Below are 19,449 nucleotides of genomic sequence, written 5' to 3'. Positions count from 1 at the left end.
GCTCGCAGTGCTGTCACGCAAGCGCGCAAGCGGCTGGGCTCTGATGTTGTTCAGGATGTGTTTAAGCGAAGTGCCAAGACCTGGCATGAGAGAGCAGAGCATCCGCATTGGTGTGGGCTTAACCTCTATGGGGGCGATGGTGTCGTGTGGCGAACACCTGATAGTGAGCAAAACAATCAGGCTTTTGCCAAAACCGCCAACGCTTCTGGTGATGCTGCCTATCCGCAAATTCGTATGGTTTGCATGATGGAGTTAAGCAGCCACTTGGTATTGAACAGTGCCTTTGATTCTGTTGCTGTCAGTGAAATGAATTTAGCCGCTGAATTGATATCAAGCATCCCCAATAACAGCCTGACGCTGTTTGACAGAGGCTTTTATTCGTTGGGGCTTTTGCAGGCCTGGCAACAGGCTCAACCTAACAGCCACTGGCTGCTGCCGTTGAAGAAAGGGACACAATATGAAGTGGTACGCTCTTTAGGAAAACACGACCAACTGGTGCGGTTAACCACCACGCCTCAAGCCAGAAAGAAGTGGCCTATGCTGCCTGAAAATATTGAAGCTCGCTTACTGACGAAAACGATAAAAGGTAAGTCGGTTTCCATTTTGACCTCATTAACGGACCCCTTGCGTTATCCGGGGGCAGAAATAGCGGATTTATATGCTCATCGATGGGAGATTGAAGTGGGCTATCGGGAGATGAAGCAGCATCTTCTGGAGAGTCGCTTTACGTTACGCAGTCAATTGCCAGAGCTGGTTATCCAAGAATTGTGGGGGGTACTGTTGGCCTATAACCTCATTAGATACAAGATGGTGTTGATGGCTAAAAGCTTACCGTCGTTACATCCGAACCAATTAAGTTTTAGAGATGCATCGAGTTATATCATTTTTAAACTGACTCAGCTGTCATCTCAAACGCCAGGGAATGTCCCGAGAGATGTCTTGAACATAGTGCGTAATGCGAGGCAGTTCAAGCTTGATGGGAAACGCGATAGAGCCTATCCACGTGCGTTAGAAATGAGTAAAAACAAGTATCCCATTAAGCCTAAGAAAAATGCCGTTCACACTAAGTGAACGGCATTACGCCCTCGGGCGCTTTTTCATTTTATGAGATGGCTTAGAACTTATAAGTTACACCACCGTAGATTTGACGACCTATGGTGTCATAAACCTCAGGAACAGTTCCGCCATCACTGCCATTGGATACAAATGAAGGCTCTTCATCTGTCAGGTTTTTCACCCCCAGAGAAGCTGTCAAGGCATCGGTGAAATGATAGGTACCGACAATGTTGTGATACAAAACAGCATCCGCTTTGGCAACTGCAGTGTAAGGTTTTTTATTCTTATCGTACTTGGTATGGATATCGTCCATCTTATCTATATAACGGTTGTAATACATCAGGCTCCAGTCACCACGAGTTGCCTGGATGCTGAGGTTATTGCGAACCTTTGCATAGGCGCCAAAGTTACCGTCAATAGTACCGTCATAGGCCACACCATTCTGCTCAAATTTCAGCAGATAAGTCAGGTCATTATTGATCTTCCAGTCCAACCCCAAGCCTTCAAAACTGTAAGCCAGGTTGAAGTCGATACCACTAGTATTCTGGCTTCCCACGTTGGTCAACGGGTTGGTGAACTTGGATAAGTCACCGGATGGGGTGATTTTGAAAGTGTCGCAAGCAGCCTGTTTACCGGCATGACAATCTTTCAACCCTTTCTGAGCATCCAAGCGAGTAATGGCATTGGTTACCCGAAAACGCCAGTAATCCAAGGTCAGAGACATACCGTCAATAAAACCTGGTGAATAAACCAAACCAGCAGAATAAGACTCTGACTCCTCAGGCTTCAGATTCAGATCTGAGGTATAGTTGACCAAAATTTGTGGATCCTGGGCATTCTTCCATGGATCTTCCAAATAGTCGTAAGATCCTGTGTTACCGCCATAGAGTTCGCTGACATTTGGTGCCCGAAAACCGGTAGCAGCCACGGCGCGCAGCATAAGTTCATCGGTCGCTTCATAGGTCAGCCCTAGCTTCCAGGTGGACGCCTTACCGAAAGTAGAGTAATCATCGAAACGCAGGGCAAATTCACCGGTCAGCTTGTCGCTGAAAGGTACACTAATCTCCTGATAGATTGAGATAACATTATAGTTACCGTCGGTTGGATCTTGCTGAGCAGCAGTTCCTTTACCGGCGACAATCACAGGATCCGGAGTAAAGTATCCGCTGTCATAGCGATATTCGGTTCCGATAGCAAAACTGACAGGACCGGCAGCCAGGTCAAACAACTCACCATTCAATACCCCGGCGACCACATGTTGTTCATTACCACCATAGTTACGTTCGGTAAAGCCTATGTCATTGATGATCTCCTGGGTCAATGGTGCGCCGCTGATCCAGGCGCCTTGATTGTTGTAAACCGAGTTTGTCATCTTTTCAGCATTGATAGAGTTTTCAACCCAGGTATCGGCCTTGTTCTTGCCATAGGTATAAGACAAATCCCAAGTCATACCTGTATTAACATCCAACGTGCCTTGCAGAGCAAGAGAAGCACGCAGAATATCGACATCCTGATTATAAATACGCGGCCCAACATCATTGGTACGACGGCGATAATTGACTCGCCCGGTCTTGTCCGCCTTTATACCTGCAGCCAACATAGACTGATCCAAGGTAATACAACGGTTAGGATTCACTCTTGCCTGACCACAAACTCCTAACATGATATCAGCAGGCTGCGGCGCCATTTGCTGATCGGACTTACGCTTGGTGTACAGTATGTCACCTGACAATACCAGTTCATTGCCCAGCTCCTGGATCATGTTGCCAAACAGGCTATAGCGCTTGCTTGGCGTTTGAAACCAACTGTCTTTGGTGAAATCATAACCAGTACTGCGCTTAACCCAGTTACCGTTGGCGTCTTTGACCATACCGGCCAGAGAACCGGTTGGGATGAAAGAACTGGCACCAGGCTTTGTCCAATCACGGTCAGCCTGGATGACGCCACGACGGTCAGAGTACGCCGCGCCAAAAGTGTAGTTGCCGCCATTATCTGTGTTGAAACCATACAACAGGCTCAACTCCCCGGTTTCACCGTCCCCCTTGTCGGTTCCGCTGCCGTTGAAATCCAACTGTAAACCTTCAAAATCCTTTTTAGTGATGATGTTAACCACACCGGCAATGGCGTCAGAGCCGTATACCGCAGAAGCCCCGTCTTTAAGAATTTCCACCCGGGCAATCATAGCCACAGGGATAGAGTTCAAATCCACTGCGCTATCGGCACCGGAGCCGGAATTGACCATACGGCGGCCATTAAGCAGTACCAAGGTGCGCTTAGCGCCCATACCTCGCAAATCGACCTGAGCTACACCAGCGGCACCATTATTGGTGGTTGAGCCAATAGCCGCACCAGCCATGGAGGTTTGTGCCTGCAATAATTGATCGACCGAAGTAAAACCTTCTGCCCGAATAGTATCGGCATTAATCACTGTTACAGGAGAAGCGGTTTCCATATCTTGGCGCTGAATACGTGAGCCTGTGACTTCGATACGCTCAACCTTGTCGCCCTCCTCTGCAGCATAAGCTTCCTGAGAGACAGATACTGTTGCCGTTGACACAGCAGCAAACAGCGCCAATTTAACCGCACTGGCCAGCTTATTGGTTCTTGTCATAATAAACTCCCTTACTTCCTGAATTGTTTTTATGTTCGCCGACCTCTTTAGGTGCGGCGAGCAAAGATACTGTCGCCTGGTCGCAAAATCGTCAATAACAGAGTTTTAATCTGACAAAGGTCGCATTGTTAACAAATTGAAATTATATTGTTTATTTTTTTGATGAACTTCAGTTATCCTGGAATTAGTATATAACCACAAACTTAAATAGCTGAATTTGTCAAAAAATAACTTTAGTTTTTTGTTAAAAGAGCCAAAATTGCGCAACAATTACATTAATCAAAAGTGAGATCTGCAGCACACTTATACCGAATATGCCATCAATATCACAAAGAAAAACCCTTCATTGACGTGTTTGACTACCAGCTCTGTTAGGTATATCTGCATGGACATCTCTGTTAACCAGGTCATATTACAAACGGTATGCAGCATGGTTATGTTACAAATCTGTTTAACACCATCTTGTATATGTTTTTATTCAATAGTTTTTTATGCTGCGGAGGTTGTTCTTTTAGAGAGAGCACTTCAAGCCTGTATACCAGAGTAAATGTGTCTGTAATAAAGCCACTCAGGCTGCTATGCATATAAATAAGATCTTTGATTTTAAGGAACGGGGGTATTGTCCAAAAATGAAGGGAGCCAAGAGCTATATCATTTCATTTGCGAGCTAGAATTAGAGCCAGCAACGCCATTAAAAGAGCACAAACCGCCCTTAAGCGGCTCAATCAAGGCCGTAGGAGCTTGCTCATAATGTGGAGAAGGGGCGATTAATAAGCCCTCTCTTATCTGATGAAAAAGTTGGATTGAACCCAAACATCAGTGAAGAAGATACGAAAAGGCCCATTGGTGCTCTTCGCGGGCTTACAGGTGGATGCAAGACGTGGTTCACAATAAATAGCCCTGCGCGTTTGCAAGAAGCATAACAGACAAGACCGGACTGTAACTCTGCATATGATTCGCTGAAAACTTGAGTAAGTTAGCCCAAGGGAAATAGCATCCAAGCACTCATTACAGCTTGCCAACCACTCAAAATTTACCTGCTTGAAATATGCATTCAGCGCCCCATAGGTGACGCAATAACTATGGCAAGGGATGAATACCAAAATCAAACGATTGCTGTGAACGAGACTATGATTATCGAGATTGCAACAACTTTTTTAATGTCAAAGCGGTATTTGCCACTACTGTAGATTAAACCCAAAAAGCGCCCGAAGGCGCTTTGGCATTTTATGAGATGACTTAGAACTTGTAAGTCACACCACCGTAGATTTGACGACCTATGGTGTCATAAACCTCAGGGACAGTTCCGGCATCACTGCCGTTGGATACAAATGACGGCTCTTCATCAGTTAAGTTCTTAACACCCAGCGAGGCTGTCAAACCATCAGTGAAGTGATAGGTGCCGACAATGTTGTGATACATAACGGCATCAGCCTTGGCAACCGCTGTAAATGGATTATCATTCTGATCATAGTCAGTATAAATATCATCCATCTTACCGATATAACGGTTGTAGTACATCAGGCTCCAGTCGCCACGACTGGCTTGAATACTGAAGTTATTGCGAACTTCTGCATAGGCGCCAAAGTTACCGTCAATGGTACCATCATAGGAAACGCCATCCTGCTCAAACTCCAAAAGGTAGGTCAGGTCGTTGTTAATCTTCCAGTCCAGTCCCAGGCCTTCGAAGCTGTAAGCCAGGTTGAAATCGATACCACTGGTATTCTGGCTACCTACGTTGGTAAGCGGATTGGTAAAGTCAGATAGATCGCCGTCAGAAGTAATCTTGAAGGTATCACAGGCAAGCTGATTGCCGGCGTAACAATCTTTCAGCCCTTTCTGAGCATCCAGACGGGTAATGGCATTGGTTACCCGAAAACGCCAGTAGTCCAGAGTCAAAGACATACCGTCAATAAAGTGCGGTGAGTAAACCAGACCGGCAGTGTAAGACTCAGACTCTTCAGGTTCCAAGTTTTCGTCCGAGGTATAGTTCACCAAAATCTGTGGATCTTGCTCGTTACCCCATGGATCGGTCAAATAGTCGTACGATCCTGTGTTACCACCATAGAGTTCACTGACGTTTGGCGCTCGGAATCCGGTGGCTGCCACGGCGCGTAACATTAAGTCATCAGTCGCTTCATAGGTCAGGCCTATCTTCCAGGTCGATGCCTTACCGAAAGTAGAGTAATCATCGAAACGTAGCGCAAATTCACCTGTCAGTTTTTCGCTAAAAGGTACGCTAACCTCCTGATAGATAGAGATAACGTCGTAGTTACCATCAGTTGGGTCTTGCTGGGCCGCTGTACCCTCACCGGCGACAATCACAGGATCCGGATTAAAGTAACCGCTGTCGTAACGGTATTCGGCACCGATAGCGAAGCTGACCGGGCCAGCATCGAGATCAAACAGCTCACCACTCAATACCCCGGCAACCAGATGTTGTTCGTTACCACCATCGTTACGCTCGGTGAAACCGATATCGTTGATGATCTCCTGGGTCAATGGCGCACCGCTGAGCCAGGCGCCTTGATTGTTGTAAACTGAGTTTTCCATCTTTTTGGCATTGATGGAGTTTTCAACCCAGGTATCGGCCTTGTTCTTGCCATAGGTGTAAGACAGATCCCAAGTCATGCCGGTATGAACATCCAGCGTGCCCTGCAGGGCAATCGAGGCGCGCAGCGTATCGACGTCTTGATTATAGATACGAGGTCCTACGTCATTGGTACGGCGACGGTAGTTAACACGGCCGGTCTTATCGGCCTTGATACCGGCATCCAGCATGGATTGATCCAGCGTGAGACAGCGAGAAGCATCAATACCTTCCTCGCCACAGACACCCAGCATGATATCGGCTGGTTGAGCCGCCATTTGCTGATCGGACTTACGCTTGGTATACAGTATGTCACCTGTCAGCACCAACTCATTACCCAGCTCCTGGATCATGTTGGCAAATAAGCTATAGCGCTCACTAGGCGTTTGGAACCAACTGTCCTGAGTATAATCATAACCTGTGCTGCGCTCGACCCAGTTACCGTTGGCGTCTTTGACCATTCCGTTCAGAGAGCCGGTAGGAATAAAGGAACTGGCACCTGGTTCGGTCCAATCACGATCCCCCTGAATAACACCGCGACGGTCAGAATAAGACGCACCAAAAGTGTAGTTACCACCATTGTCTGTGTTAAAGCCATACAACAAACTCAGCTCACCGCTCTCACCGTCGCCTTTATCGGTTCCGCTGCCGTTGAAATCCAACTGAAAACCTTCAAAGTCTTTCTTGGTGATAATGTTAACCACACCGGCGATGGCGTCGGAGCCGTATACTGCAGAAGCGCCATCTTTAAGAATTTCTACCCGAGCTATCATAGCCACAGGGATAGAGTTCAAATCCACTGCGCTATCGGCACCAGAGCCGGAATTGACCATACGGCGGCCATTGAGCAGTACCAGAGTACGCTCAGCGCCCATGCCCCGCAGATCGACCTGAGCCACACCATCGGCTCCATTATTGGTACTGGACCCCACTGCAGCGCCGGCCATGGAGGTTTGTGCCTGCAGCAATTGATCCACTGAAGTGAAACCTTCCGCTCGAATGGCGTCGGCACTGATCACTGTCACTGGTGAAGCGGTTTCCATATCTTGACGCTGGATACGTGAGCCGGTGACTTCAATACGTTCTACCTTGGCTCCCTCTTCGGCAGCAAAAGCTACCTGAGAGACAGATGCAGCTGACGTTGATACTGCAGCAAATAATGCCAATCTTACTGAGCTGGTCAGCTTATTGGTTCTTGTCATTTTAAACTCCCTTACTTCTTGGTTTGTTTTTATTTTCACCGCACTTATTAATGCAGCGTTGCCAAGATACTGTCGCCTCGTTTCAATAGCGTCAATAACAGGATTTTCATCTGGCAAAAACCAAAATGTTTTATTTATGTTTCGTTAATGTTTTGTTTTATAGGGATAGTGGCCCGCAAACTTATAAACGAATAAATATGCAGCTAATTATGATGGAAAACCTAAAAATAGACTTTGATTTTTCGTTAATTTAAAACACATTAATTAACATGGCTGGAGCATTAAAACGTGATATAGATCACAAAACAATTTGTTTCAATGCTGATACATCACAATGAGACACCAAAAATTTCTTTAGGCAATCTCCTTCCCCCTAAATTGCAGGCAAAGGCTAACAACGCATAAAACTCGCCTACTCAGTCAAATTAAAGCGCCACCACAACGATACAAACAACACATTTGTTATCAATATGTACTAAAATAAAGTAAATGATTAACTAAGGAGATAGTTTTTTCTGCTGCCAGAAACGGATGCATTTCAAGAAAAAATCACCATCAAGCTAACAACCAGGATGATTTGTTAAATTAATGCAAGGATTGAAGATGATAACGCTAGACAAGGCAAAGAACGCAAAATAAAGCCTTGACTTGAGCCAAGGCTTTATTTAGATAAACACTGAGAATATCGGCCTAACAAATAACAAGAAGAACTATTGGAACTCTTTATTCTCCTTTTCTTCAAGTTTTGATTGGGTCAACAGCCCCATAGAAAATAACTCTCAAGATCCAATACAAGCGCGAATTCTGTCGGCTATAGTGTGCAGCTCATCCATATCCCCCTTATGGGCCGCGTGCTCCATCAGGCCTTTGAGCGGGCCGGGCAACACATGGAAATGTACATGGGGCACACTCTGACCGGCGGCGCTGCCGTTGTGTTGGAACACAGTGGAGCCCGGGATCCCCATGGCCTTTTCCACCGCCTTGCCCATCAGTTTGACGGTACGCATGCAGGCCGCCGCCGCTTCATCGGACAACTGATACAGGGTCACGGCCGACTCCTTGGGCAACACCAATAAGTGGCCCTTGGTTTGCGGCATGATATCCATGAAAGACAGAGTATGCTCGTCTTCATAGAGTTTGATACAGGGCAACTCGCCGCGAAGAATGCGGGCGAAAATATTGTTGTTGTCGTAATTCAGATCCATCTTGTCACTCCATACTGACGAATCGATTGGCTTGGAAGCTATTGGTGTACCACAAAAAAGGGCCGGTTGCACCGACCCTTTGGTATTGAAGCTACCGCAATTAGCCGAAGTAACTGTCGTCGAAGGCCATGATGGATTCACTGGCCGCGGCAATTTGACGCCGATAGCCACTGGCGCTGCTGACATAGTAGTCCATAAAGAAAGCCGCCGAGGCCAGTTTGCCGGCATAGAAACCGTCGGCATCATCTGCCAGCCCGTCGAGCGCCAGCTCGGCCATCCGTGCCCAGATCCACGCCAGCGCAGCTGTGCCAAACAGCTGCATATAAGGCATGGAGGCCGCGCCCAGGTTGTCGGGATTTTTCATCGCCAACTCCATCAGGCTCTGGGTAGCGCGCTGCAGATCCGTTGCCGCCTGACCCAAACCTTCGAGCACCTTGGCAAACCGGGGCTCTTGAGCGGCCTTGGGTTTGGCGCCTTCGATAAAGGCCTCCACCTCTGCGGCCCAGAGTTTAAGCGCCGCGCCCTTGTCACCCATCAGCTTGCGCCCCACCAGATCCAGGGCTTGCACGCCATTGGTGCCTTCATAAATCATCGCGATACGGGCATCACGGACAAACTGCTCCATCCCCCACTCATGGATATAGCCATGGCCGCCAAACACCTGTTGGGCATCGACACAGGCGCTGAAGCCTCTATCTGTGATAAAGCCCTTGACCACAGGAGTAAACAACGCCGCCAACGCCTTGGCTCTGGCCTTTTGTTCGGCATCCTGATGGCGCTCAGCTTCATCGAGCCACAGCGCCTGCTGGCCGATAAGAGCGCGGGCGCCCTCATTGAAGACTTTTTGCGACAGCAGCATCCGCCGCACATCGCCGTGCACCAGAATAGGATCGGCATTTTGCTCCGGCGCCTTGGTGCCGGACAGTGCCCTTCCCTGAACCCGCTCTCTGGCGTAGGCCAGCGCGTTCTGGTAAGCGATTTCAGAGACGCCCAGCCCCTGAACCCCAACACCCATGCGCGCCTGGTTCATCATGGTGAACATGGCTCTGAGGCCTTGATGGGGTTCGCCCACCAACTCGCCTTTGGCGCCGTCGAACAGCATCACACAAGTGGAATTGCCGTGAATACCCATCTTGTGTTCGAGGCCGCTGGCCTTGACATTGTTAGCCTCGCCCAGGCTGCCATCTTCCTTGACCCAATACTTGGGCACGGCGAACAAACTGATCCCCTTCACCCCGGCCGGTGCATCGGGCAACCTGGCCAATACCAGGTGCACTATGTTTTCGGCCAGATCGTGATCGCCACTGGAGATAAAGATTTTCTCACCGCTGACAAGATAGCAACCGTCAGTGCTGGGCTCGGCCTTAGTACGCAGCAGCGCCAGATCGGTACCGGCATGGGATTCGGTCAGATTCATGGTGCCGGTCCACTCGCCGCTCACCAGTTTGGGCAGATATTTGGCCTTGAGCGCCTCGGAGCCATGGGCAAAAATGGCACTGTAAGCACCGTGGGTCAGCCCGGGATACATGGCAAAGGCCATGTTGGAGGAGGTCTGCATTTCGGTGGCAAAAATACCCACAACTTCCGGCAAGCCCTGACCACCGAACTCGGGATCACAGGTCAGCGTCGGCCAGCCGTTGTCCACATACTGGCGGTAGGCATCGATAAAGCCCTCGGCGGTTTTCACCCCATCGGCTTCCAGACGACAACCCTGCAGATCGCCGACACTATTAAGCGGCAGCATCACCCCAGTGCTGAAATCGGCCATGCCTTCGAGAATGGCATTGACCAACTCAGGGTCAATTTCATCGAACCCCTGCAGCTTTGGCTGCTGATAAATATCCAGTAACTGTTCAAGAATAAAGCGGTAATCCCGCATCGGCGGCTGATAACTTGCCATATGCTTATTTCCTTTTCCCTGTGATTGATGTCTCACCTTAGCCAATTCTGAGTAAAAACTCAGCACCTCTGACCAGTTTTATATCACTTTTTTTTAATACAAGAACAGCGCTCTGCGTAAATTCGCTTGAACAGCCTCTTATCTCGGGCTGTAAAACTTTGTAAGCTAGGGGCATTATCCTGTTCGCCCGCTAAAGGAATCCTGCATGGCCAGCGTCAACACCCGCAAACACCCCAATGGTCTGGACTATATCGAAATCGATACCCCACTCTGCTACGGCCGTATTTTTTTACAGGGTGCCCAGATAGACAGCTTTGTGCCCAAAGGCAAGGCGCCGCTGCTGTGGGTTTCTCCTGCCGATGACTATCTACCGGGCAGTGGTATTCGCGGCGGTATTCCCGTCTGCTGGCCCTGGTTTGGCATGCATGCCAATGAGGGCTGGCCCCAGCATGGCTTTGCCCGCACCCGGTTGTGGCAACTTGAGCGAACTCATATCAGTAATGAACGGGTAGAGCTGAGCTTTGTCCTTAAGCTTAGCGACGAGGACAGACGTTACTGGCCCCACGATACCGAGGTGCGGCTGGACTTTGTCCTCAGCGACAGCCTCAGGGTCAGCCTGATTAACCGCAACCTGAGCGAGCAAAACGTAACGCTGACCCAGGCATTGCACAGTTATTTCCCCATCGGCGATATCCACCAACTGCGCGCTACCGGCTTTGCCGGCAGCCAGTATATCGAGTTTGGTGAAGGTCCCTATGCACAAGTCGAAGACGAAGTGCGCTTTGAGCGCGAAACCGACCGGGTTTACACCGGCTTGTCTGAGCTGCAAAAGCTGCATACCCCCAACGGCACTATTCTTGTCAGCCGTGAGCAGAGCCACTCGGCAGTACTTTGGAATCCCTGGATAGACAAGTCCAAGCGGCTGGCCCGTTTCCAAGAGCAGGATTACCTGTCTATGGTCTGCCTGGAAGCCGCCAATGTGCTGGAAGATAAACTGGTGCTCGGCCCCAAACAGAGTCACACTCTGACCACAGAAATTCGCTGGCAGGAGTGAGCGGCCAAGGCCGGGAAACACCAATGAGGTATCGACTCCCAAGCAAGAAACGCCTGACTGTCTGGGCTGTTGGCCTGTTGCTTCTGCTGGTACTGCTTCCGGGTGCCCTGCTTGTGGGGCTGGCTTGGTCCCTGTATGAAAGGCCGCAGTGGCTGCTGCCGCATATTAATCAATATCTGGCTGCGCAAGATATTCGTATCGACGAGTTGCGCCTGGCGCCTGAAGGCTGGGACAGACTGAGCTTCGATTACCTTAAGCTTGATTACCAGGGCAGCGAGCTTGAGTTTCATCAACTCAGGCTCCAGCTCAAATCGCCTGTCAGTGCCAAACGGATTTGGCAATTACTGACAGGCGAAGCATCGACGCCGCCCCCTGGCTCCATCGACTGGTTGATGGCGCAACTTCAAAAGGTCAGCTATCGAGACGCCGGTTTTAGTTTGACGCCTGAACTACTCTTGCCCGGCGGTGATGATGGCGGTCAGAGTCTGGCACTGGACTTGAACTCTGTGCCCGAAATAGCCCTGGGGCCGACCCGAATAAGCCTGCAACGCGTGGCCGGCGTATCCGATACACCCAATACGTCGCTGACCTTGGATAAGGCAAGTAAAACCCCAAGCTTTATTCTGCTGCTGCAAAAGTTGCAGTTAAGCCCTTCCGGGCAACTGGTTACTGAGCTGGCCACCCGGTTACAAGGAGGGCAACAAGAGACTCACTCAGGAACTCAAACAAGACAAGAGACGCCCCTGCTGGCATTAACCGCCGACTTGAAAGCCAAACTCGCCAACGGTGCCCCCGCCTGGCGACTGACCAGTCAACTGCATCTCAAAGCGCTGCAACAGGCGCTGGCAAGTGTTGAGCAGGACCCGGCCGCAGCGCCCCTCATCAGTGCTTTCAAGCTTGATGAAATATTGCATGCCGAGCTGATGCCGAGCCTTGGCGGAGATCTCTTCTCGCAACTGACTCTGGATTTGACCCAAGGCAACATAGACTCGCGCCATTGCTGGTCGGCGCCGACTATTGCCATGCCGGGACTCGAGCAAGTGGCGCTTGAAATAACGCCGCTGCCTCTTAAAGCTAAGGCACACAATTCATTGGCCGATAGCCCTCTGTGCCCCAGTTCCAACGCTGCTGCCAGTTTCAGTGCCAAGGCCAGTGCAAATGCCAGGGTTGAGGCTGAGGTTGAGGATAGTGATGACGCAGGATTACACTTTCGCTTTTCGGGCTCCACCAGCGAGCAGCTTTTTGAGCTGGCGCCGCTGAGACTCACGCTTTCAACCACTCCGGCTCAGCGCCAAGCGCTGCTTGCCTTGCTCGCAGCAAACTCCCCATCGGCGCAAGCATCAGCAACCAAGGCCGCAGAACTCGAATCGCAATTGGCGCAGCTGCAGCAAGTCCTGGCGCAAGAGCCAGCTATAAAAAACCAAGCTCCCCCCCTTATCGCCGCAATTGAGCTGGCGCTTGATCAGGGCCTCGGCGCCGAATTCAAACCCGCCAAGGACAACAATACAAAGGGCAATGCGGCAACGGGCAATGAGACATCCATGCGAGTGTCGCTGCCGAATCTGACAGTGCGGCCGCTACTGCCCGCCCTGATGACAGAGAAGCAGCAAGCGTCGTTCGGTGCGCCAATTAATCGGCCAAGAATTGCGGAATTGAGTCCATCCGCACTCAGTAATGGCAAGCGGCCGAGTTTGCTGCTGGCCCTTGAAAACCTGCAATTGCAACTGCCAAAAGCCACAGGAGCACAGCAAAACACGTCTGTTTCTTTGCCGCAAAGCGCCAAGCCTCAAGGGTTAAATTCGCCGGGCTTTGGCTTATCAAGCTCTGGTTTATCAAGCTCTGACTTCTCAAGCTCTGACTTCTCAAGCTCTGACTTCTCAAGCTCTGGCTCATCAGGCTCAAGTTCACCAAACTCAAAGCCCTTGTCGGCCGAGCAGCGACTCGAACTGGCGCTGCAACAGGCCATTCAGGGGCTGCGACTCAGCCTTGAGCAGCTGCCACTGGAACAAGCAAGCACAGACTGGCGCCTTGAAGCCTCCCTGCCGAGCGGTTTTCGTTGGCAGTCGGCTGTAGCTGAATTGCAACTCAATCAGGGCGCATCAATGGTGCTTAGCGGTAAGCTTGCCCTGGAGCCGACAAACGCAGGGCAACAACTGGACTTCAGCCTCGCAGCCAATCCCGGCTTCAGCACAGGCGCCATTCAAGCCGGTATAGAGGATAAAAGTATCCAACTCTCCGGCTTTAAGTTGTCACTGCTGGCCCCGTTCAGTGGCAGCTTCAACCAAGGCAAACTTAAGCTGTCTTTACTCGCGGTCAGCAGCCAGTTGGGTGAATTGCAGGCTAAAAGCGGGCCGCTGGCACTGTCGATTGCCCAAACCTCACTCCTGAGCCCCGGACTCAGTCGAACCCTGGACGCCAACCTAAATCAAAAACGGCACTTGCCACTCTTGAGCCAACTCTTGGATGAGCGTTTTGCCAGTCGTCTGAATCTGGCCTTCGATGGGCTCAACTTAAGCCAAACCCGGCATACCAAGCTCGGACCTCGCACCGAAACCCTGCTCAATCTGGGCTATGGCAGCTTCAGCCAAACCATTGACTGGCAGGATAACCGTCTTATCAGTGAAGAAAACTGGCAACTGGATAATATCCCGCTTCACAGCCGCCACGACTTTATGCCCATCTGGCCCAAGCGGGCCAAAGATCCGCTTGGCTATCGCTTGAACAGTCGCTGGACCCTGGATACGGATCTCGCTGATATCAAGGCGCTGGCGGCCAAGAACCTGCCCTTGCCTCCTGAGTTGGTACTCAGGGGCGAGACCCATATGATTGCCGACCTCAAGCTCGAAGGGCTTGGGCGAGCGCTGCAATTGCAACTGGATTTCAACCCGCTGCTGTCGGATCTCTCCGGCAGTATCAGTCAGTTACCATTTGAAGGCGCCAACTTGTCGGCATTGTGCCGCTTGACACTGGCCAAGGAAGCCAAGGCGCCGGCAGAGGCCGAACTCAACTGTCAGCAGCTCAAGGCTTCGGTACAGGCCTTCAACCCCGGAGTGCTGTTGACCAACCTGGGTTTAGAAGGCCAGCTCAGCCTGACCCCTGAACTCGACAGCAACCAAAGCACTCAAGCCAAGCTGTTGCCCGGGTTTCGGGATGCCGATATTCAGGTGCGCGGCCAAGGCGAGTTACTCAAGGGACAAATGCTGCTGCCCAGCTTCCGCTTGCGGCTCAACGCGCCATCCAATGCTTATTTGGTGTTGCAGGGCCTGAGCCTGGAAGAACTGTTGGCCATCCAGCCTCAGGAAGGCATCTACGCCGACGGTATTTTCGACGGTGTCTTACCGGTATTTATTACCGACGGCCAGGTGTCGGTCAAAGGTGGCCGCCTGGCGGCCCGTGCCCCCGGCGGACTTATCAAGGTCGGCAATAATCCGGCTGTCGCCCAAATGCGCGCCGGACAACCCTATCTGGACTTTGCCTTTTCCACCCTAGAACACCTGCAATATTCTACCCTGGCCAGCACTTACGATATGGCACCGGATGGTGAGGCCTGGCTCAAGGTTGAAGTAAAAGGTCAGGCCGAGGGGATTGAACGCCCTATCCACTTGAACTACTCTCATGAGGAGAACATGCTGCAGCTCCTCAGGAGTCTGACCATAGGTGACAAGCTTCAAACCCAAATTGAAGCTTCCATGCAGTGAGGACACAAAAGGACATGAATGTGAAACAGACTAAATTTCTGCTGCCGCTGGCTGCAGCCTTGCTGCTGGCGTCGGCTTGTACCCCAACGGTCAAGATTGAGCCACCGGATAAGCCAATCGTTATCAACCTGAATGTGAAAATCGAACATGAAATTCGCATTAAGGTCGATAAAGAGTTGGATCAGCTGCTGACCAATGATGAACTCTTCTAAGGTGCCAGAATTCGCGAAAGGAAAACACAGATGAAAACCAAGTTGATGACCCTGACTGCCGCCCTGTTGATGAGTTTCTGCGTCTTTGCCATAGGTTTGCAGGACGCCAAGAGCCAAGGGTTGGTGGGTGAACAGCAAAACGGCTATTTGGGTGTGGTCAAATCCAGCGCCGAGGTGACGGCACTGGTTAAGGATGTCAATGCCAAACGCCGGGCACACTATGAAAAAATCGCCCGTCAAAACGGGATTTCCGTGGATGATGTTGCCAAACTCGCCGGCGCCAAGGCGATTGCTGCCGCCGACAAAGGCCATATAGTGCAGGATGCTTCCGGCAAGTGGGTTCGTAAATAACAAACCCGATAGCATCAACCGGATGTATAATGCCGTTCAATCAGTTTGAACGGCATTTTCTTTTACTGGATTAGCTTCCAGTTTCGTTCAATTGAACCTTGGTAATTCTCTCTCAACAAACTGTAAGCTTCACACACGTCTGGCAGTGATGCACAGTAAACAACCCATGCACCATACTGCCATTCTTTAGCGCCTTGTCATACTGGGTTGGGAATATCAATAAACTCATGCTCCAACGCAAATTCATGCGCTAAATGTTCCCCCAGCGCCTTGATGCCGAACCTCTCCGTAGCATGGTGGCCGGCTGAGAAGTAATGGATCCCCTGCTCCACGGCGCTGTGGAAGGTACGCTCAGAAACTTCACCACTGATAAAAGCATCAACTCCCAGTGCCGCAGCAGTATCGATATAATCCTGGGCACCACCTGTACACCAGGCCAGTTTCTGTATGCTTCTGTCACCGCCATCCAGATGCAGGGGGACTTGTCCCAAACACTGCTCAAGCATGGCACTCAGGTCTTTGGCCGTCATAGGTGAGTCCAGTACGCCTTGCCAAAGCAAACCTTGAGCGACGGTTTCCACCGCCTCAGGCTCAATGACGCCAAGCACCCGGCCCAATTCGGCGTTATTGCCGAGCATGGGATGGGCATCAAGCGGCAAGTGATAGCCAAACAGGTTAATGTCGTTGAGCAGCAAGGTCTTGATCCTGCGCTGTTTCATTCCAGTCAACACTTCGGGTTCATTTTTCCAGAAGAAACCATGGTGCACCAATAGGGCATCGGCACCGGCTTCAACGGCCCGGTCAATCAATGCCTGACAAGCGGTCACACCTGTGACTATCTTGCGAATTTCGGCCTTGCCTTCAACCTGAAGACCGTTGGGGGCATAATCGCGAAACTGGTCCAGTTGTAAAAACTCGTGCAGATATTGTTTGAGTTCCTCTCTTTGCATAGGGTTCCCTGTCGATTCGGTTGCAGATATATGTCGCTATTCTAGCACAGCAAGCCCTTGGGTTGAGGTCACAAATCTTAAGCCAGATTGCCGGTTTCAGTCCCCAAAGCGACCAAAAGCTGCGCCCTTGGGCACAAGTTTGTTGCTTTTTGGCCGGCAAATTGGACATTGCCAACCTTTGACTTATAAAATTATCGCAAACCTCCAAGTAACTCTAAAAATAAACAGGTTATGATTATGGCAAAACTGACCAAAGAAGAAGTTATCAGCGCACTGCAGCAAGCCCTCAGTAAGCAACAGGGCAAAGCAGTGACCATTGAGCAAAATGGCAGCTGGTACAAAATCGATGGCGGTAAATCACTTCGTTTCGCTGAACTGGAACAGATGTTGGCGGATAGCGCCAAACCGGCCAAGGCTGAAGCCAAACAGGAAAAACCCAAGGCGGCCAAGCCAGCAATAAAGGCAACACCAAAGCCGGCAGCGCCTGCCCTAGCCGACGGCCAAGGGGGCAAAACCCCCAAAGAGCTGTGGCGTGAAAAACTGGCAGCAGGTAATCACAAACTGCCTCGCGGTTTTTAATTACTCCATCCAAAACAAAGGCGCCTAACGGCGCCTTTGTTTTATCTGTTATTGGCTCAAAGTCTACACTGTCATCTCACATAGCCAGGTCAACCCGGACGCTGCCCTGCAGATAAACCACCCGCACTTCATCGCCCACCTTGAACGTCATGCCTGGATCTTCATCCTGAATGATCATCACCTGGGTTTCATCTTCCTGGCGTATCATCAACTCCACCAGCTTGAGCTCACGATAGTAACTGCTATTACCATATTGATGACCAATGCCGGCGCCGAGTAGAGCGCCCAGAGCGGTTGCCACATCCTGACCACTGCCACCGCCGAACTGATGACCAATCACGCCACCGAGTAAGGCACCGCCAAAGGTTTTCCAGCCGCGATTTCTGTCTTCCATCAGCTGTTTTTCGGTAATTTTTCGTACCGACTCCACTTGGCCGTAGAGCACTTTTTCCACCGGTTGTGCCTGGTTTCTGTCATAACCGGCATAGAGGGGCTGGGTTCCCGCTGCAAGGGACAATGAGAGCAGCAGCATTGCATTCAGTATCAGTTTCCACATAGCTGTTTTTCCGCTAACTTATAAGAAGGCCCTAAGCAGAATCATACGCAATTGTGAACCTACTGTCTTTTTTAAATCATGAATTGGATCCTTTCCCGTCACCGGAACTGGCACTGACGGATCCCAATGGCCTACTGGCCATTGGCGGCGACCTGCATCCCAAGCGGTTACTCAACGCCTACTACGAGGGAATTTTCCCCTGGTTTAATAGTCAAGATCCCATCCTCTGGTGGTCACCGGATCCCCGCGCGGTTTTTGTTCCGGGCAGCATCAATATCTCCCGCAGTCTACGCAAGTATCTGAAAAAGCAGGATTGGACTGTCAGTATCGACCGAGCCTTTGCCGATGTAATGGCCGGTTGTGCCATGCCGCGAAAAGATCAACCCGGCACCTGGATAACCGAAGAGATACGTCTGGCCTACCAGGAGCTGCACCACTTGGGTCATGCCCACTCCTTCGAGGTCTGGGACAATGGTCGACTGATAGGTGGCCTGTATGGCCTTGCCATAGGTCAGGTGTTTTGTGGCGAGTCCATGTTCCACCGCAAAACCAATGCCTCCAAGGCGGCCTTTATCGCCCTGCATCAATACGCTCTCAAACAGGGCTTCAGACTGATTGATGCCCAAGTGATGAATCCACATCTGGAAAGCCTCGGAGCCAAGAGTTTAAAGCGCAAAGATTTTCTCGTACTCTTGAGACAGTTCAGGGACGGCAATCTCGCCAAGGATTGCTGGCAAACCGACGAGGTCAAAATTGCACTCTGATAACCATGCCATTGCCATAGGCCTCAGCCAACCCTTTGCCTGCAGTTACCTGAGCGGACAACAGGAGCAATTATTGGTGATCCAGGAGGATGAGCTGGACTTGTCACTGTTTGAGCGCCTGTTGGCACTGGGGTTTCGTCGTAGTGGCAGCGCCATCTACAAGCCCCGTTGCCCCCACTGCAACGCTTGTCAGCCCATCCGAGTTCCCCTGGATGAATTTCGCCTGTCCAAAAGACAAAAACGCACCCTGGCCAAAAACCGTGACCTACACTTTCGGATTGTGACCAAAGAAGCTTTGGCTCACTATCCCCTCTATGAGCGTTATATCTGTGCCCGCCACAGTGACGGCCCCATGTATCCACCGAGCGAAGAGCAGTACCGGCATTTTCTCGCCTGTGAGTGGCTCAGCCCGGTGTTTATCGAACTTTGGCACGGTCAGCGACTGGTTGCCGTGGCAGTAACCGATCTCCTGCCCCAGAGCCTGTCAGCCATCTACAGCTACTTCGACCCGGACTACAGCGACCGCTCCCTCGGGATCTTGCTGGTACTGCTGCAATGCCGCCTGGGCAAATTGATGTCGAAATCGTTCCTCTATTTGGGATATCAAATAGATAACCACGACAAAATGGGTTACAAGCGACTCTACCGCCCCTATGAGATCCTCGGCGTTCAAGGCTGGCAGAAAAGCGACAATCACTGAGGCCTCCCCTTTACAGCCGCT

Annotated in this window: 14 protein-coding genes; 8 read left to right on the top strand and 6 right to left on the bottom strand. The window is 50.8% G+C overall.

The genetic code is table 11. The annotated features are described in order from the left end of the window. A partial coding sequence (locus tag ACMHXH_RS04880) for an IS4 family transposase (protein WP_413737692.1) occupies positions 1–1,071 on the top strand: 1,071 nt, incomplete at its 5' end. A gap of 43 nt (positions 1,072–1,114) precedes the next feature. Here ACMHXH_RS04880 and ACMHXH_RS04875 read toward each other — a convergent pair. The 4 genes from ACMHXH_RS04875 to ACMHXH_RS04860 form a co-directional block, all read right to left on the bottom strand. Continuing rightward, the gene (locus ACMHXH_RS04875) at positions 1,115–3,667 is read right to left on the bottom strand and encodes a TonB-dependent receptor plug domain-containing protein (protein WP_039033380.1); all 2,553 of its coding nucleotides are present in this window, start codon (positions 3,665–3,667) and stop codon (positions 1,115–1,117) included. Positions 3,668–4,906: 1,239 nt separating this feature from the next. Further along, positions 4,907–7,459 (bottom strand): TonB-dependent receptor plug domain-containing protein, encoded by a 2,553-nt coding sequence (locus tag ACMHXH_RS04870; protein ID WP_039033381.1) that lies wholly within the window; start codon positions 7,457–7,459, stop codon positions 4,907–4,909. Between the two features lie 779 nt (positions 7,460–8,238). After that, positions 8,239–8,664 carry an HIT family protein gene (locus tag ACMHXH_RS04865; protein ID WP_186299982.1) on the bottom strand — a complete coding sequence of 142 codons (426 nt, stop codon included), beginning with the start codon at positions 8,662–8,664 and terminating at the stop codon, positions 8,239–8,241. A gap of 100 nt (positions 8,665–8,764) precedes the next feature. Next, positions 8,765–10,564, bottom strand: coding sequence for an acyl-CoA dehydrogenase C-terminal domain-containing protein (locus tag ACMHXH_RS04860; protein ID WP_039033382.1), 1,800 nt, complete (start codon positions 10,562–10,564; stop codon positions 8,765–8,767). A gap of 205 nt (positions 10,565–10,769) precedes the next feature. On the opposite strand from ACMHXH_RS04860, the gene ACMHXH_RS04855 reads away from it, so the two are divergent. The 4 genes from ACMHXH_RS04855 to ACMHXH_RS04840 are packed head-to-tail and all read left to right on the top strand — an operon-like array spanning position 10,770 to position 15,879. After that, entirely contained in the window at positions 10,770–11,618 is an 849-nt protein-coding gene (locus ACMHXH_RS04855; protein ID WP_071475856.1) for a D-hexose-6-phosphate mutarotase, read from the top strand. A gap of 23 nt (positions 11,619–11,641) precedes the next feature. After that, complete coding sequence (locus ACMHXH_RS04850) at positions 11,642–15,316, top strand: YdbH domain-containing protein (protein ID WP_413737690.1); 3,675 nt, start codon at positions 11,642–11,644, stop codon at positions 15,314–15,316. A gap of 38 nt (positions 15,317–15,354) precedes the next feature. Further along, positions 15,355–15,528 (top strand): YnbE family lipoprotein, encoded by a 174-nt coding sequence (locus tag ACMHXH_RS04845; protein ID WP_224866993.1) that lies wholly within the window; start codon positions 15,355–15,357, stop codon positions 15,526–15,528. A 30-nt stretch (positions 15,529–15,558) separates the two neighbouring features. Next, on the top strand, positions 15,559–15,879 hold the full coding sequence (locus ACMHXH_RS04840) for a YdbL family protein (protein ID WP_039033385.1): 321 nt from the start codon (positions 15,559–15,561) through the stop codon (positions 15,877–15,879). 197 nt (positions 15,880–16,076) lie between these two features. On the opposite strand, the gene ACMHXH_RS04835 is transcribed toward ACMHXH_RS04840, so the two are convergent. After that, a complete protein-coding gene (locus ACMHXH_RS04835; protein ID WP_144360823.1) occupies positions 16,077–16,829 on the bottom strand; it encodes a Nif3-like dinuclear metal center hexameric protein in 753 nt (250 codons plus the stop codon). A 237-nt stretch (positions 16,830–17,066) separates the two neighbouring features. Here ACMHXH_RS04835 and ACMHXH_RS04830 point away from each other — a divergent pair, with 237 nt between their 5' ends. Continuing rightward, positions 17,067–17,408, top strand: coding sequence for a hypothetical protein (locus ACMHXH_RS04830; RefSeq protein ID WP_039033464.1), 342 nt, complete (start codon positions 17,067–17,069; stop codon positions 17,406–17,408). A gap of 76 nt (positions 17,409–17,484) precedes the next feature. Here the strand turns inward: ACMHXH_RS04830 and ACMHXH_RS04825 are convergent, their stop codons facing one another. Further along, a complete protein-coding gene (locus tag ACMHXH_RS04825; protein ID WP_101096771.1) occupies positions 17,485–17,964 on the bottom strand; it encodes a glycine zipper 2TM domain-containing protein in 480 nt (159 codons plus the stop codon). A 53-nt stretch (positions 17,965–18,017) separates the two neighbouring features. Here ACMHXH_RS04825 and aat point away from each other — a divergent pair, with 53 nt between their 5' ends. Together aat and ACMHXH_RS04815 are read left to right on the top strand one after the other, a co-directional pair. Beyond that, positions 18,018–18,728, top strand: coding sequence for a leucyl/phenylalanyl-tRNA--protein transferase (gene aat, locus ACMHXH_RS04820; RefSeq protein ID WP_215774276.1), 711 nt, complete (start codon positions 18,018–18,020; stop codon positions 18,726–18,728). After that, positions 18,718–19,428, top strand: a complete 711-nt coding sequence (locus tag ACMHXH_RS04815) for an arginyltransferase (RefSeq protein ID WP_039033389.1) — start codon at positions 18,718–18,720, stop codon at positions 19,426–19,428. The genes aat and ACMHXH_RS04815 overlap by 11 nt, the downstream gene beginning before the upstream one ends. Positions 19,429–19,449: the final 21 nt, after the last annotated feature.

Origin of the sequence: Shewanella sp. BJSY2023SW001, assembly GCF_047314685.1 — a bacterium.
Taxonomy (GTDB): domain Bacteria; phylum Pseudomonadota; class Gammaproteobacteria; order Enterobacterales; family Shewanellaceae; genus Shewanella; species Shewanella indica.
This window is presented reverse-complemented; position numbering and strand designations above follow the sequence as displayed.